This is a genomic window from Mucilaginibacter sp. SG538B, assembly GCF_013376065.1.
In the GTDB taxonomy this organism is placed as follows: domain Bacteria; phylum Bacteroidota; class Bacteroidia; order Sphingobacteriales; family Sphingobacteriaceae; genus Mucilaginibacter; species Mucilaginibacter rubeus.
Window position 1 is genome coordinate 213,926 of the sequence record NZ_JABMJI010000003.1, and the last position, 16,261, is coordinate 230,186.

Genomic DNA, 16,261 nt, shown 5'->3' on the forward strand with positions numbered 1-16,261 from the left:
CTGTCAAATATGAAAACTAATATCACGATGAAATTAGTCATCTCAGTAGTTGCCATCACTATATTATCATCATGCGAAAAAGCTAGTGTATATAATGGGAATGTTAATATTATGGTACAATACAACCAACAACCTGTGCCAGATATTCCTGTTTATTACTATGCCGGGATACCTGAAAAAGACAACTCAGGCAACATTAGATATCAAGGAATGCAGCTTTCCGCTATTGATGGAAGTGCAACTTTTAGCCAATTATCCCCCGGGCAATATCACTTTACTGCATCTGTTTTTTTGAAGCCTGCCCATAAAACGGTAGCAGCAGACACTGATGTCACAGTAAGAAAGCGTTACCGGGACGAAAGTAATTATCAGATACTACTCTCCCTTCGTTAAATTAAAGTCCGGAAATAGAAAATGCCTGTTGGCATTTTCTGTTTCACCGGGCCCCGTTGTCGTAATAGGATAAATTGCTAAGTAATGCAGGCCGGTTTTTGCAGTGTGGCTTTGGGGGACAGGGAATTACATTATGTCCCGATCTGCATATTTATTTGAATCAGGATCCGCAATAATTAGCTGGTTATCATGGTGATTAGATTAAGCATACGTGCAACTTCTGGCTTTCGAAAATTTCACCTTTCAAGCTTTCCACCGCCAATTTCTGATTTCGGGCATATCCTCACCATTAACATTGATGTATTGTTTGTGCTCAACCAATTTGTCCATTAGGTTTTGTTTGAGATATAAACCTTTACTGCCCAAATCCGGCAATCGATCGATTACGTCCATTACGAGATGAAACCTATCCATTTCGTTAAGCACGGTCATGTCAAAGGATGTCGTTATTGTGCCTTCTTCTTTGTAACCTCTTACATGAATATTGTTATTATTGGTCCTATTATAAGTAAGCCTGTGAATAAGCCATGGATAGCCATGAAAAGCGAAGATCACGGGTTTATTGACAGTAAAAAGTGCATCAAAATCATGGTCGTTCAAGCCATGTGGATGGCTGGATTGCCTTTCCAGCTTTAGCAAGTCGACAACGTTTACAACCCTTATCTTTAAATCAGGAAAATGTTCACGTAATATGGATACAGCAGCCAGCGTTTCTAATGTAGGCACATCACCGCAGCAGGCCATCACAATATCCGGCTCACAGTCCTGATCATTACTTGCCCAGTCCCATACCCCAATGCCTCTTGAACAATGAACCACAGCCTCATCCATACTTAACCATTGAGGAGAAGGGTGCTTCCCTGCTACCATAACATTTACATAATGTTTACTGCCCAGGCAATGAGCCATAACCGACATAAGGCAGTTAGAATCCGGTGGCAGGTAAACCCTCACAATTTCTGATTTTTTATTAATGACGTGATCAATGAATCCCGGGTCCTGATGGGTAAAACCGTTATGGTCCTGGCGCCAAACGGTTGAAGTAAGCAGGATATTCAGGGATGCTATCTTTCTCCGCCATGGTATCTCCCGCGTCATTTTCAACCATTTGGCGTGTTGGTTAAACATCGAATCGACGATATGTATAAATGCCTCATAACAATTGAATAGCCCGTGCCTGCCGGTTAGCAAATACCCTTCGAGCCAACCTTCGCACTGATGTTCGCTGAGCATCTCCATTACCCGCCCCTTTGGGGCAAGGTATTCATCATTTACATTAATATCAGCGTTCCACTGGCGGCTGGTAGTTTCAAAAATTGCCTCTAACTTATTTGAGACAGTCTCATCGGGACCGAAAACTCTGAAATTTTGATGATTAAGAGATATTACATCCCGTAAGAAACGACCGGTGACGTGCACATCACCTTCGCCTGTGATACCCGGATGATCAACATTAACTGCATATTTCTGAAAATCAGGAAGCACCAACTCTCTAAGCAAAAGCCCCCCATTTGTGTGCGCATTTGCTCCCATCCTTCGATTGCCTTTTGGTGCTATTTCCGCAATTTCCTTCTTTAAGCAACCGTTAGTATCGAATAACTCTCCGGGCCGGTAACTCTTCATCCAGCTTTCGAGCATTTGCAAATGACTCTCCGGGCTTGACTCAGAAACGGTAAGCGGTATTTGATGAGAGCGAAATGTGCCCTCTATCTGCTTTCCATCAACAACCTTTGGCCCGGTCCATCCTTTTGGTGAATTTAATATGATCATTGGCCATTTTGGTCGCTCCTGCCCTGGATGCTCTATGGCATTGTATTTTATTTGCTTTAGAAAGTGTACCGCTTGCTCTAAGGCCACAGCCATAGCCTGGTGCATAATTGCAGGGTCCGAACCTTCGACAAATAAAGGAAAGTACCCATAACCATGAAATAGCTGTTCGAGCTCGATGTGGGGAATGCGGGCCAAAACCGTTGGATTTGAAATCTTATAGCCGTTCAAATGCAAAATTGGTAATACAGCGCCATCGGTAATCGGGTTCAGGAACTTATTAGAATGCCAGGCAGTTGCCAGCGGACCGGTTTCGGCTTCTCCATCGCCTACAACACAAGCAGCAATGAGGTCCGGATTATCCAGCACAGCGCCAAATGCATGGCTTAACGAGTATCCAAGTTCGCCCCCTTCATGCATTGACCCCGGTGTTTGGGGCGAGGCATGACTGGATACACCACCTGGAAATGAGAACCGTTTAAACAAATTTTTCATCCCCGCGCGGTCCTGGCTAACTTCCGGATAAACTTCGCTGTAGGTCCCTTCCAGGTATGTACCTGCTGCTACTGCAGGTCCGCCGTGCCCGGGTCCTGAAATATAAAGCATATTTAAATCATATCTGTTAATGATCCGGTTAAGGTGCGTATAAATAAAATTCTGCCCGGGGGTGGTACCCCAGTGGCCTAACTGCATTTTCTTGAGATGTTCTATTTTTAACGGCTCTTCCAAAAGCGGATTATCGCAAAGATAAAGCTGGCCGACAGACAAATAATTAGCTGCGCGCCAATAAGCATCTAATTTTTCCAAACATTCACCGGTTAACGGCGCGTTATCGATTGATGTGATATCAGTTATCATTGTCATTTTAATTGCTTTAAATAATTTAAAATGCGGTTTATTTCATTCACGATCTGCGCCATCATCAGTTCCTCATCAGTTGGTATAATATAGACGTTTACCCCTGAATAATTTACAGATATATTCTTATTTTGGTTAAGATTCATTATTCAGGGATTTAACATTATCAACAAATATCGAATGACTGGGATCCTCAAAACATGACCGCCATCACTAATTCTGATGAGTAACAGCATTTAGTTAACTTTTGGATTTACCCGAAGAAAGACTGATGATATGCCTAACCTTAAAAGAAATAACCACTCTGAAAATACCTGCTCCCAAAAACGCCATTCCTGTCCATACGATCAGGTTAGCGATACCAAAAGCAGGATAAGCAAGAATGCCAACTGAAAAGAAAATGATAACCAGGCTATTAAACATGATCCTGCCCCAACTCCCGATACCGTAAGCACGCATATCAAGCGCGCTTCCTATCCCCATTATGCCTCTAACAAGCAACCAAAATCCAACAATAATCGGAAGCAACATCATGGTTATTGTTGGGTAGGTAAACAAATAACTACCTATAGCTAAATCAATCAACCCGCTTGCCAGCAGCCACCCCCAGCGCTCAATACGCCGGACACTTATCATTGCAAAAACAGTTTCAAAAAGGCCGGTCATCATCATTCCTACAGCAAACGTAATACTAAGTGAAAGATACGACTGCAGCGGCGATAAAATCACCCAAAGCCCAAGAACACCAAGCAGGATACCTGATAACAGCATCAATATCCAATATCTGGACGGGACAATTACCCTGTTATAAACTACAGCTTCCATAGTTTGAATTTTTTGCGGCGTTTGATCAAAGAAAAAGTTGCACCTGCACAATCAAAGTACAGGTGCAACGCGGTTGATCAGTCAATGTTAATTTTCTTTTTCTCTGCAACAGTAGGGGTTGTTTTACGAATATCAATAGTCAGCAACCCGTTCTTGTAATTTGCTTTAATGTGGTCATCATCCACATCTTCGGGTAAGTTGAAGCTTCGGGTAAAGGAATTGCTTGAAAATTCTTTGCGGGTGTAATTCTCTTTTTCCTCATTATGTTCCTCGCTGGTTTCGGCGCTGATAGTCAGCAAACCATTTTCAATTCCGATATTGAAATCATCTTTCTTGAAACCCGGGGCGGCAACTTCAAGTTCATAATTCTCTTTCTTATCACGGATGTTTACCGCCGGCAATAACTCCCGATTAAAGAAGGGATGATTAAAGAAATTGTCGTTGTTCCAGAAATCCTCCATCATTGAACGCAATGAGGGAATGTTGTTTGATTTTACTAATGTTGACATAGCGTTGTATATTTAAGTTTATGGATCAAAATTCGGAATGGATTATTCAACCGCACATGACCGTGCTCACAAAGAGCTATGATTGTGAGCATTAAATGCAAGCTGCATTAACCATTCATGTTTAAAGTCAAGCTCAGTCATGATCACGGTCATTTATAATGAGGACTGAGATGTGAATATTTGTTTAATCAAATCAGTTACTTAAAAATTCAATCCATTATCATGAAAACTATCCTCGCACTCACCGATTTTTCCGATAATTCATCAAACGCTGCAAATTTGGCTGTACTACTGGCAGGTAAATTGCATGCCAACGTACTTTTGTATCATAACTATGAAACCATAGCGGTAGCGTCCACTTTTTCAGGAGGTCCCTACGTAGACGAAGAGTTTTTTTTAGCCACTGCCGAAATAAAGAAAAAACTTGATCATCAATTAAACACACTGCAATACATTGCAGATGGGATTGATAAAACCGAACGAAAGCCAACACTTAAAGGCTTAAGCGGTGACGGTAACCTGAAAGATAATCTCAAACAAATACTTGATGAAAACCAAATTGTGTTTATAACGATGGGGGCCCCATTAGGTACCTCTATCGAACACTTGTTTTTCGGCAGCGAAACCAATAAAATAATTCAACATACACAACGCCCGGTGTTGGTTGTACCAGCCAGTACCAGTGTTACCGATATTAAAAAGGTAGTATTCGCTACTACCTTCGATGAAGCGGATATAGCGCCACTCCATTTCTTAATTGGCCTGGGAAAGATCTTTAAGTTCAGTATTGAAGTGGTACATGTAAACCAGCCAGTAAAAGATAAGAAACAGCAAATTGAAAAGGAAGGAGCTTTCCAAAAACATATTGCCAAATTCGGGTACGACGATATTTCGTTTAAGGACCTCGGAGGCCGCGAAGTTGCGGACCGGCTACACCGTCATTGCGCTGAAGAAAAACCTGATCTCCTCGCGGTAGTTCATCACCAACATTCTTTTTTCAGGCGCTATTTTGAACATAGCACTACCAAAGAAGCTCTTAGCGACCTAAAATTGCCGCTGTTCATTTTCCCGACTATTATTTAAACCCGGTTCAATTTATTAAAAGCGGTCCATTCAAAAATGGGTACAATCCATACTTTGAATGGACCATTAATATCAGTTACATGAAGCGGTTTATTCAACCGGAAATTTCATTTCGAAAAAGGCGCCATCTCTAAGGCTTGTATCCAAACAATTCGTCAGCAGTTGGATTGGCATAAATGATCTGTCCGGTTTTATCAATTATAATAATACCATCTATCACATGATGTATAACAGCTTTTAGGAAATTCAGATCATTCATATTGATAGCGATATTGATAATAAAACTATTAAATGCGTTCCAAAAGCCACTTTATAGGAGTGATCGGCTTTGCGGGCTTTAGCCCAAACGTTTTGATGCACTTTTCGGAAATTAAACTAACGGCTTCTTCTATATCATCAGTTATCAAATACAACTTCATATCACCAGGCCCTATTGTTCCATTAGCCTTCATGAGATCGATATGTTCAACAAGTTTGCAATAGTATTCTTTACCGAAAATAATCACCGGGAAGTCTTTTATCTTGTGTGTTTGGATCAGGGTTAGCGCTTCAAAATATTCGTCCATTGTACCGTATCCCCCGGGCATAACAACAAAGGCAAAAGAGTATTTGACCAATAACACCTTCCTTACAAAAAAATGTTTCATGTAAACCCATTTATCGAGGTATTGGTTAGGCTTCTGCTCTACAGGAAGCTGGATATTACAGGCAACAGACCGGCCGCCAACATCCTTAGCTCCCCTATTAGCCGCTTCCATAAGTCCAGGCCCTCCCCCTGTCATAATTGTAAAACCAAGCTTCGCAAATTCGGCAGCAGCTTTCCGGGTCAGTTCATAATAAGGATGGTCTTCCTTAAATCTGGCCGAACCAAATACCGTAATGCAGGGGCCAATAAAATGTAATGCACGGAATCCTTTTATAAATTCCCACATTGTTTCGAACGTAAAACGTAGCTCCTTAAATCGCGAATGGGGGCCCTCCAGGAATGCGATCTCAGATTTATTGCTCTCTTTAAACATCACTAATTATAATTGGCATAATATTACGCCTGCCCTTATATTTTGAGCAGTATTTACAGCATAAATTGCCGCATTTTTTGCCTGCGCCGAAAAATCTGTTGGAACTAAAATCGTTTTCATAATTTTTCAAAATCATAATAAAAACCGCTCACTTTGTTTTATTGACGGGTTTAAGGCCATAAAGCTGATTTTCGACCTTGCTGTCAAGGTTATATATATCTTCATATTTTACAATCTGGCCATCCACAATAGCAGTAGTGATATAAGTGATCCTGATTGGGACGGGCTTTTTAAGTTGAAAAACTTTAATTTCCCGATCCATCAGGGCCCGGTGCATGGATTTTATGTCTGTTTTATTTCCGGCTGTTGCTAATAACAATTTGGCAAGTTCTTCTCCCCGCTCAATTCTTATCGCACCGTTACTCGTCGCTCTTTTTTGCTTCCTGAATAAATTCTTATCAGATAAACCCAACAACTCTATACCTGCCTTATTGCCGGGCATGAAATATATATAATTGCCATTTTTTTGATTACCTGTTTTTTGTTTAGGAAACAGATTATACGGAATCATTTTGTCTCTCTGATTAGTTTTGGGATTTACAGCGCCTGTTCCGGTAGCAAAATCTGTAAGCGTACTTACCATTAAGGGTGTTGGTGTTGCAGCAGCCCCTATCACTATTTTGAAATTAAACGTTGTATCCGGCAGGACTAATTTTAATGTATAAGTTGGAATATTAATCTGGATATAAGTACTATCGTTTATTTCGGCCCACCGTAGCCGCTCCATATTCACAGCAATTTTTCTCACATCGGCTTCCGGCGTTTCATAGCAGTCTCCCTCATAAAGCCCTTTAATCAAATGTAACTGATGTTGAAATATTGCGTACTCTTTGTTTAAAGGTTGCACTTTTACTACTGCATCCATAAAGGCAGGTAATTTGAGCGCATTAGTTAATATTTCTTCGCTGTTAAAGCCGTTAATCGTTGCCCTATCAATTTTCGCTGGCGGATAATATGGGTTCAGTTTGCCGAAATGCAGGTTATTCATAAAAGCGAGCATAGCGTCGGTGAGGAATATCTCAAACCGGGCCTTTTGCTTGTTGCTTACTTTACCGGGTTGTTCGAGTATGGTGTGCAAGGTGGTATACTGCAGCTCTTTAGGATGATAATCTTCGTGCCTTAAACCAAATTGCAACACACAATCAATCAGGAGCATGGCAGCCCATGTTTTATTTTGATCTTTTTGTTCCACTGTCCATACCGGAGCAAAAGCCCGTTTTTCGTAAAACCGCTTAGCTGAAACAGGAAAATACAAGCCATTATTCAATGCCTTATCATTTAATTGCCCGGCGATCTGTGCTGTGATCGAAGTATCAGTTGTATTGCGAATAATGTTTTTTCCTGGTGCATAGCTTTTTGACAAGGCTCCTGCCGGCATAAAAAAAACGCACAAAACAAACAGCCAAATAAGGGTTTGTTTACTGGCGGCAAAGCTTATTTCAACTGTTTTCATAATATCGTTTTTATGACGTAAAAATGCAATGCCTGGTAGGTTAAATTAGTGACGACGGTCATTTATCCAACTGATCCTGAACACTCAAAACAGTTTCAACTTTGTAAACTCAATATGGAAAGACAAGCACCGGGATGCCTACTTGCACAGGAACGGAAATATCGCTCACCTCGGTTCTCAACTGCTCACAATGAAATCGGTGATGTACAACCGCCAGCAGATCGGCATGCATATTATGTATCATAACATCAACAGCCCGTGACATATCACGTTCTTTTGTATTACTAAAAAACAGCCTTTCATAACCGATTTTTTTACTTATCTCGTCGCTAAAGAGTGTTAGCGCATAATTTTGTTCTATATGGGGCAAACCCTTTGCCGAAATATGAGCGAGTAACAGATCTGCCTGGAAGGCCTGGGCCAAAGAAGCAAGATGTTTCAAAACATTTAACCGGCAATATCGTAAATCAGCGGTGTAAACCAAGCGCTCAAAACCACCATCAAACTTCACAGGAACAAGCATCACCGGGCAAGATATCCGGTTCAAAACCGCCTGCACCTTAACGTCCCGATTAAATGGTGCCGATTCTGGCAACCCTTTTATAACCATCCAAACGCAATTTTTATTGATGTAAGTAACCAATTGCGCTTCCGTATCACTTGATACTTCAAGTTCTTCAATTAGCGGCATATGCTCCCCTTCTTTTACAGGCAAATTGGCCGGTTGGCCCCGTAACGGACCGGGTATGCAACCATCTGCGGCAACGTGCCCCGCCAATTGCAATGCTTTAGAAAACGATGGCTGTTTTACCGGATATATCCGGGCCAAAACTAAATTCGCTCCAATGTGCTTTGCTATATTGAAGGCAAGATGCGTGGCATTTGTAGCGGACGCAGAACCATCATCAATTACCAGGATCGTTTTCATAGGCTGTGTTTTCAGGTTAACAATTGAAGTACAATAGCAAAATTAGGCATAGGCATATTTTATCCACTTGATGTAAATCAACGATTTACATGATTTTCCTCATACATTTTGCAGGCTTTATCCCCCACATTTATATCAAAAATGGTTATGAAAACAATAATCTCCCCTACTGATTTCTCTCCCAACGCGACACATGCGGCGCATTATGCCTTAAAACTGTCCCTTGGTTTAAAAGCCGATTTGGTATTATGTAATGCTTGCCTGTTGCCAATTGATATACCAAGCCCTTATACCATCACATGGCCTATTGAAGAATACGACATGCTAAGCAAGGAAAGTACCGATATGCTGGAATTGCTAAAAAGCCAGCTTGCAACCTGGTCAGAAACTCTGAAGGTCGATAACGGATTCACTCCACGCATATCCATTAGGAGTTCATTTGGAGATTTAGGTAACATGATAGAGGCCCTATCTTCCACAAATGATATTGTCATGTTGGTTGCCGGCACTCATGACAAAGACGGCTTAAATACGCTTTTACAAGGGAACATGGTAAAAAACATGATGAACAGCTTTGATTTCCCTTTATTGCTTGTTCCACAAACTGCAGAGTTTAATGACATAAAACGGATCGCGTTTGCCACCGATCTAACTTGTACAAAGGATGATGTAATTGCTCTTGAATCTTTAAACAAATTGATAGAACCACTTGATGCAGAACTAATCCTAACATCGGTAAACAACCACCCAGACCATACTGGCTTAAACGAACATTTTATAGAGCAACTACTTGATGCTATGGCCAATAAAGAGAAATGCTCTTTTTTGAGTAAAAAAATTATAAGAGCGGACAAAATCGAGACTGGGCTTTCAATACTTTGCGCAAACGAACGTATAGATATACTGGCAATGGTACATCACCATTTTAACTTTATAAAACAACTTTTTCATGGTAGCCATACCCTTGAAATGGCTAAAAATATTAATATTCCGTTGCTGATATTAAATTCGAAATAGAATTTAACATGCACATAACTGTATACGGGTATAATATCATCTTAAGCTATGATAGCGATTTGCAGACAGCTATTACTATGTACGTCGGACAAAGAGGTTATTTAATTTTTTTATAAAACCATCTCTTGGCAAGTTCAGCCGATAGAATATATGCAGTAACAGTTGCAAGCATCAACATATAGTATTTCCAGGATAGTGGTACGAAACCAAATATTGACGCCAATGGCGAATATGGAATCATTAACACCAATAGCAATATTGCGATGGTAGTTATCGATAGATATCTGCCGGGAAGGCTTTTAAAAAATGACAGTCGGGTACGTACAACTAAAACAATTAAAACTGCAGAAACCACCGACTCGGTGAACCACCCTGTTTGAAAAACTCTTTGATTAGCATGCAAAATAAAAATGAGCACGGCAAATGTCAAATAATCAAAAACGGAACTCAATAAGCCGAAAACGATCATAAATCGTTTAATAAAACCGAGGTTCCACCGTTGCGGCGTTTTAAGATTAATATCATCAACCCTGTCTGAAGATATGGTCATTTCAGGAAAATCGGTCAACAGGTTGGTAAGCAATATCTGCTTTGGCAACAAAGGCAAAAAGGGCAAAAATAACGATGCACCGGCCATACTAAACATATTACCAAAATTTGCACTGGTAGCCATAAAAATATACTTCATGGTATTTGTAAATGTTTTACGGCCTTCTATAATCCCGTCACATAATACATTTAGGTCCTGATCTAATAAAACGATATCAGCTGCCTCTTTTGCAACGTCAACCGCCGAATTTACTGATATACCCACGTCGGCCGTGTGCAGTGCCGGCGCGTCATTAATACCATCTCCCATAAAACCAACAACATTCCCTGCTTTTTTCAAAACACTTATGATACGTTCTTTCTGGCTGGGCTCAACCTCCGCAAAAATATGAGTCAGGGGCGCCTTATGACGCAATGCTGCACTACTCATATTACGTATTTCCTGACCGGTAAGGACCTGTGCGGATGAAAGCCCAAGTTGTTTAGCCAGGTTTCTGGCTACCGGTGCGTTATCCCCTGTAATAATCTTAAGTCTGACGCCGAGATGTTGCAGTTTTTTAATAGTTTCAGACATGCCGGCACGCGGCGGGTCAAACAATGTTATAAACCCAAGGAAAACCATATCATGCTCATTTTCCCTGGTGAAAATTTGATCAGGACCAACTTCCTTATATGACACTCCAAGCGTGCGCAATCCCGAATCACTTAAAAGCTGATATTGAGCTAAAATCGCTTCTTTATGGTCGCCTATATCCGCAAGAATACCTTCCGATATTTCAACCCGATTACAAATATCAAGAACCTGACGCACAGCACCTTTCGTGATGGCTATATTAGCTGCCGGGATTTTCACTTGTACTGTAAGCCGTTTACGCACAAAATCATATGGCACTTCTGTAATCGCCGAAAAATCCTTCGCTTCATTTCCCTCATAATGGGCAGAACAGATGGCTTTATCGATCGGGTTGACAAATCCTTGCTGGCAGCTGGCATTAAGCCAGGCATATTTAAAAACTTTATCGCTGGGTGCGCCTTTAAAATCAAGTGTCTCTTTTAAAGTTACTTTACCTTCTGTAATTGTCCCTGTCTTATCAGAACACAAGATATTCATGATGCCAAAGTTTTCAATAGCGCTCAGCCGTTTTACAATCACCTTTTGACTGGCCATCCTGCGGGCACCAACCGAAAGATTAACGCTAATGATGGCGGGCAACAATTGAGGTGTAAGCCCTACGGCCAACGCGAGTGAAAACAAAAACGAATCAAGCGCCGGCTTATGCAGCAACACATTAACGGCAAAGATCACCAACACTAACAAAAGCGTGATCTCCATTAACATATATCCAAATTTTCTTATCCCTTTTTCGAAATCAGTTTCAGGAATTCTTAATGACAGCTTATCTGATATTTTCCCAAATTCAGTTTGCTGGCCTGTTGTCACGATGAGTGCCTTTCCAATACCGCTTACCACGCTCGAACCCATAAAAAGGCAATTGTTGCGCCTGGCTAAGGGGGCGTCAACACTTTCAACTCCTGGATTTTTTTCTACCGGGTAAGATTCGCCGGTAAATGCCGCTTCATCAACAAACAAGGCCTCAGATTCTAAAACAAGGCCATCGGCAGGGATAATATCTCCCGCAGAAAGGCAAATCACATCTCCAGGTACAACGGCAGTTACCTCAAGCTCTGTTTTCCTGTTATCCCGTAGCACGGTGCAGTGTAGCTGAACCATCTTTAACAGTTCACTTACCGCACTTGCTGCACCTTTTTCTTGCCAGAAACCAAGAAGGCTGCTGATCAGGACAATGATCATAATGATTAATGTGTCGGCGGTATCTCCCAGGGCTGCGGAAAGCAAAGCAGCAGCTATAAGCAACAATGTTACCGGGCTTTTAAACTGAGAAAATAATATGATCAGGTTATTAAATTTATTAGCTTTTTTTAACGTATTGGCGCCATATTGATTAAGCCTTTTATTAGCTTCGGCAGTGCCAATACCTGTTGCCTGAGTTTCAAGGAGTTTAAATGCATCATTAATAGAAAGTTGCCAAAAATTACTCAGTTGATCATTAGTTTTGCTTTCCATCAGTTTGGGCTAAAAGAGGTTTAGAAAATTCTAAACAAATTGAGCTATTGCGAATTAAAAACTGAATGCTTCTGATCAGTCCGAAAAATGATTCAGGTCACTATTAATTATCAGAACATTTTAATAAACCTAAAATCTTCTGCCAATAATTATTTTAACAATGGCACGGTCCGAATTCGATGTAAATCCATAGCCAATTCCTCCGTTAAACTCCCATTTAGGGTCTACGTTGAGGTCCGTGGCTACAAACAACTGGTAATCTTGTTGTTTAATTGGGTCGTAGTGAAAAAATGGGCCGGTACTACCATAATATTCGAGGCCAAGAGCGACAGCTTTTGTTACATCGTAACTCCCTTTAACATTTGGTGAAAAGGTAAATCCACGGTTTTGATCGGGCCCCTTGAAACTCTTCTCGAGGGTAGGATTTAAGGATATATATAACTTGTTCCATTTTTTATCTACGATTGGCCTGATTTCCAGCGTGGAGGTATTTGCCGAGAACGCACTTTTCTGGAAGCCAAATTCTGTAGATATACTTACCCCGACGGGCCAATTCCAGCTTGAAGGAGCGGCAACCCTGGGCCTGATGTGAGAGCCGACGTAAGCCGTCCTGCCCGCATCTCCAATAGAGTTAAAGATATAAAAACCTGTTTCAAACCAGGTTGTCCAACCATGGGTGATCTCTATCGTTTCATGTACAACGTGGTTGGTAGGAAGTTCTCCGCCGGTTATAGTTTTACTGCCGTTTAATGTATAATTGCTATGCAATTCAAACATTGTTTTACCTTTTTCAACGGTTTCAGAACCGTAAACCTGAATCTCATAATTATCTTGCGCTTTAAGTTCCAGGGCGTAAAACACTAAGATCAGTAAACATAAATATTTCATCAATAGTCGGTTTTAACTTATATACAAATAGTATAGCGTTAAAACTATCGGGACAATCTGAAGTAAAATTGGAGTTAAAGCTTATGTATAAGAAACGTGACAAACAGGCTATGAAATTAAAAGGTTATGACAAACGCATGCTTTCCCTCGTCATAATGGTATTGGATGCCATACCCATAGTGCTGGCAAATATTTTTAACCAGTGTTAATCCCAGTCCGGCACCTTGTGAATCTTTGCTTTTGTGAAAACGTTCAAAAATTTGTTGCCCGTTCAGCGCATTTGCAATACCGGTATTTTTTATCGAAAGTTGGTATGGGTCAAGACCAATAAAAATTTCACCACCCGGCACATTATGGCGGATTGCATTACCAAACAAATTATTTAGTAAAATATCAATCAGGTATTTACTGGCCGATATCTGCTTCGGATGCAGCTTATACCGGATAGTAAGGTTCTTATTTTGCATAAGTTCCTGAAATTGGAGCACTTTCCTTTCAAGTATTACATCGAGTTCAATCGCCTCTTCTTCAACGATCAGCTTATTTTCCAGTTTAGCCAGCAGTAATAATGAGTGATTAAGTCGACTGGACTTGTTTACTGAGCTGTAAATATCTGCGATCTGCGCCAATTGCGCTGCAGTCAATGTTTCGTCCTGTATAAGGGTATCCAATTTGGTGGTTACAACAGCCAGGGGTGTCATCATTTCATGTGATGCATTCTCTGTAAATTGTTTCAGGCTAAGATAATCCTGAGTTACCCTTAAAGACATTTCCCGTATGGCTTCATTAAGTTCTATAAACTCGTCCACCTTACTTGGCTTACCTGTAAATTGATCAACGTCGGCGATATTGAACTGTTTGATCTCTTTTAGGGTGAGCTGAAAAGGCTTCCAAAGGCCATTTAGCAGATATTTATTGGTTATAAAGAGTACCGTCAATAAACCGGCAAGTAATGCAAGCGTGATAATAGAAATGAGTTCGATAAGGTTTTTTTGCCCAACCCTCGAAACAGTAATTGTAACCTTATAGTTGCTGTTCTTTAACTTTACGAGGTCTTCTACGGCCCTACCTGCTTCCCGTCGCTGCTCTGCCGGGTTTAAATAAATAGTGTCAAAGAAACGCTTCTGTAACAGTTGCCTGTAAGTTTTAACAAATACAGCGTGATCGCGGTCAAGGTCATATTGCTGCGGATTGCCATTGTTGCTCCTGATATACTCTTCAGCCTCTGTTAACTGTTGTTGAAGCGCCCGATCAAGTTGCTGTGTGCCAATGTAATTTATAGCGAAGTAGTAAATCACTGCTCCTATCACTAACACAGCCAGGGTAATATAAAAACTCGTCCTGGTATAATGCTCTGACAGCCTCATCAATCAGTGAATTTATAGCCGAGTCCGTATATAGATGTCAAATAATCTCTTCCTCCCGCATCCAGAATTTTCCGCCGGAGGTTTTTAATATGGGTATAAATAAAATCGAAACTATCATACATGTCCATCTCGTCGCCCCAAAGATGTTCTGCAATTGCATTTTTTGAAATTACTTTGCCTTTATTGGCAATAAAGTACAGTAACATTTCATATTCTTTTCTGGTTAATATTATCGTATTTTTATTAACCTCGACAGTGCGCCCCTGTATATCAATTGAAATTTCATTAAAAACCAGCTTGCTGCTGGTATTTAGCGCTTTCCTGCGATAAACAGCCATCAGCCTGGCTTTAAGCTCGGCTAAATGGAAAGGCTTGGTCAGGTAATCGTCTGCGCCTATGTTGAGCCCCTTCAATTTATCATCGAGCGAGTTGCGGGCAGAAATGATCAGAACAGCTTCGCTTTTTTGTTGTGTGCTTAAGTATTCAAGTACGCCAAACCCTTCCCCATCGGGTAAGCCAATGTCAAGCAAAACACAGTCATAATCATAATCAGATAGTTTTTGCAGTGCAGGAGTCAATGCATTGCAACTTTCACAAATGTTACCATCTACATTCAAATAACTCGTGATGTTTTCGCGTAAACCTTGCTCGTCTTCTATTACCAGTATTTTCAAAGCTTTTTAATCAAATTTAAAAATTGAAACTGAAGAGAACCTGAAGTATTACCAACACTACAGACTTACTTCAAAATCATCAGGTAATTTACAAACATTTTAAATGAGGAGTCAAAACTACTATGGCAATAATCCAACCTGATCGTCGGCCCCTTACCCGCCGGGTATACTCAGCTCCCTTGCGTTTTTGGCATTGGGCAAACACAATAGTTATCAGTGGTTCATTAATTACTGTTTTGATCAATTCAACTATTACCGACAGAAGAACTATAACAAACATAATTAAAACGCAACTGCAAACCCAGGGCGCCACCATAACCGACGATCAATCGGGCTCGGTTGCTCACGCGCTGGGGGATAGTGTTTGGAGCATACATACCTGGTTTGGTTATGTATTAGCGGGATTATTGCTGTTTAGGCTCATCCTTGAACTTTTTCAAGTAACCGATCAAAAATTCATCCGCCGGATAAAGGACCTCTATAGTCAGTTTCATTCCACAAGAAAAGAGCGTGAACTTGCCAAACATGAGCTCATCGTGAAAGCCGTTTATGCAGCATTCTATATCTTGCTTATTATAATGGCAGTAACGGGTTTATTTCTGGCATTTGAAAATCTGTTAGCGCCATTTAAGGCTATCAGGCATAGTGTTAAAGAAGTTCACGGCTTTTGCATGTATCTGATTATCGCGTTTATACTCGTGCATTTAGCTGGCGTATTTTTGGCTGAGCGGAAAGATGACAAAGGCATTGTCTCAGACATGATAAACGGTGGTAATAATAACTAA

At 40.8% G+C, this 16,261-nt stretch carries 16 protein-coding genes; 4 read left to right on the forward strand and 12 right to left on the reverse strand.

Annotation, left to right across the window (positions count from 1 at the left end; all coding sequences use genetic code 11):
• Window positions 1-9: 9 nt before the first annotated feature.
• A complete protein-coding gene (locus FHW88_RS17010; protein ID WP_090526046.1) occupies window positions 10-393 on the forward strand; it encodes a hypothetical protein in 384 nt (127 codons plus the stop codon).
• Between the two features lie 243 nt (window positions 394-636).
• On the opposite strand, the gene FHW88_RS17015 is transcribed toward FHW88_RS17010, so the two are convergent.
• The 3 genes from FHW88_RS17015 to FHW88_RS17025 form a co-directional block, all read right to left on the reverse strand.
• Window positions 637-3,018, reverse strand: coding sequence for a phosphoketolase (locus FHW88_RS17015; RefSeq protein ID WP_218117227.1), 2,382 nt, complete (start codon window positions 3,016-3,018; stop codon window positions 637-639).
• Between the two features lie 240 nt (window positions 3,019-3,258).
• Entirely contained in the window at window positions 3,259-3,843 is a 585-nt protein-coding gene (locus FHW88_RS17020) for an HdeD family acid-resistance protein (protein WP_176627114.1), read from the reverse strand.
• Between the two features lie 77 nt (window positions 3,844-3,920).
• Window positions 3,921-4,352, reverse strand: a complete 432-nt coding sequence (locus FHW88_RS17025) for an Hsp20/alpha crystallin family protein (RefSeq protein WP_176627116.1) — start codon at window positions 4,350-4,352, stop codon at window positions 3,921-3,923.
• A gap of 222 nt (window positions 4,353-4,574) precedes the next feature.
• On the opposite strand from FHW88_RS17025, the gene FHW88_RS17030 reads away from it, so the two are divergent.
• Window positions 4,575-5,435, forward strand: a complete 861-nt coding sequence (locus tag FHW88_RS17030) for a universal stress protein (RefSeq protein WP_176627118.1) — start codon at window positions 4,575-4,577, stop codon at window positions 5,433-5,435.
• A gap of 130 nt (window positions 5,436-5,565) precedes the next feature.
• On the opposite strand, the gene FHW88_RS17035 is transcribed toward FHW88_RS17030, so the two are convergent.
• The 5 genes from FHW88_RS17035 to FHW88_RS17055 form a co-directional block, all read right to left on the reverse strand.
• Window positions 5,566-5,694 carry a PAS domain-containing protein gene (locus FHW88_RS17035; RefSeq protein WP_176627120.1) on the reverse strand — a complete coding sequence of 43 codons (129 nt, stop codon included), beginning with the start codon at window positions 5,692-5,694 and terminating at the stop codon, window positions 5,566-5,568.
• Window positions 5,695-5,722: 28 nt separating this feature from the next.
• Window positions 5,723-6,367, reverse strand: coding sequence for a TIGR00730 family Rossman fold protein (locus FHW88_RS17040; protein WP_255485358.1), 645 nt, complete (start codon window positions 6,365-6,367; stop codon window positions 5,723-5,725).
• Between the two features lie 93 nt (window positions 6,368-6,460).
• Window positions 6,461-6,574, reverse strand: coding sequence for a universal stress protein (locus FHW88_RS17045; protein ID WP_176627124.1), 114 nt, complete (start codon window positions 6,572-6,574; stop codon window positions 6,461-6,463).
• Between the two features lie 28 nt (window positions 6,575-6,602).
• Entirely contained in the window at window positions 6,603-7,967 is a 1,365-nt protein-coding gene (locus FHW88_RS17050; protein ID WP_176627126.1) for a L,D-transpeptidase family protein, read from the reverse strand.
• A gap of 109 nt (window positions 7,968-8,076) precedes the next feature.
• Window positions 8,077-8,895: a universal stress protein gene (locus FHW88_RS17055; protein ID WP_176627129.1), complete on the reverse strand. Its 819-nt coding sequence runs from the start codon at window positions 8,893-8,895 to the stop codon at window positions 8,077-8,079.
• Window positions 8,896-9,042: 147 nt separating this feature from the next.
• Here FHW88_RS17055 and FHW88_RS17060 point away from each other — a divergent pair, with 147 nt between their 5' ends.
• On the forward strand, window positions 9,043-9,912 hold the full coding sequence (locus tag FHW88_RS17060; protein ID WP_176627131.1) for a universal stress protein: 870 nt from the start codon (window positions 9,043-9,045) through the stop codon (window positions 9,910-9,912).
• 97 nt (window positions 9,913-10,009) lie between these two features.
• Here the strand turns inward: FHW88_RS17060 and mgtA are convergent, their stop codons facing one another.
• The 4 genes from mgtA to FHW88_RS17080 all read right to left on the reverse strand — a co-directional run bounded on the left by mgtA (window position 10,010) and on the right by FHW88_RS17080 (window position 15,476).
• Window positions 10,010-12,547, reverse strand: a complete 2,538-nt coding sequence (gene mgtA, locus FHW88_RS17065; RefSeq protein WP_176627133.1) for a magnesium-translocating P-type ATPase — start codon at window positions 12,545-12,547, stop codon at window positions 10,010-10,012.
• A gap of 129 nt (window positions 12,548-12,676) precedes the next feature.
• On the reverse strand, window positions 12,677-13,435 hold the full coding sequence (locus FHW88_RS17070) for a hypothetical protein (protein ID WP_176627135.1): 759 nt from the start codon (window positions 13,433-13,435) through the stop codon (window positions 12,677-12,679).
• 116 nt (window positions 13,436-13,551) lie between these two features.
• Entirely contained in the window at window positions 13,552-14,802 is a 1,251-nt protein-coding gene (locus FHW88_RS17075) for a sensor histidine kinase (RefSeq protein WP_176627137.1), read from the reverse strand.
• A complete protein-coding gene (locus FHW88_RS17080) occupies window positions 14,802-15,476 on the reverse strand; it encodes a response regulator transcription factor (RefSeq protein WP_091164237.1) in 675 nt (224 codons plus the stop codon). Before FHW88_RS17080 ends, FHW88_RS17075 begins: the two co-directional genes overlap by 1 nt.
• Window positions 15,477-15,598: 122 nt before the next feature.
• Here FHW88_RS17080 and FHW88_RS17085 point away from each other — a divergent pair, with 122 nt between their 5' ends.
• Window positions 15,599-16,261, forward strand: coding sequence for a cytochrome b/b6 domain-containing protein (locus tag FHW88_RS17085; RefSeq protein WP_176627139.1), 663 nt, complete (start codon window positions 15,599-15,601; stop codon window positions 16,259-16,261).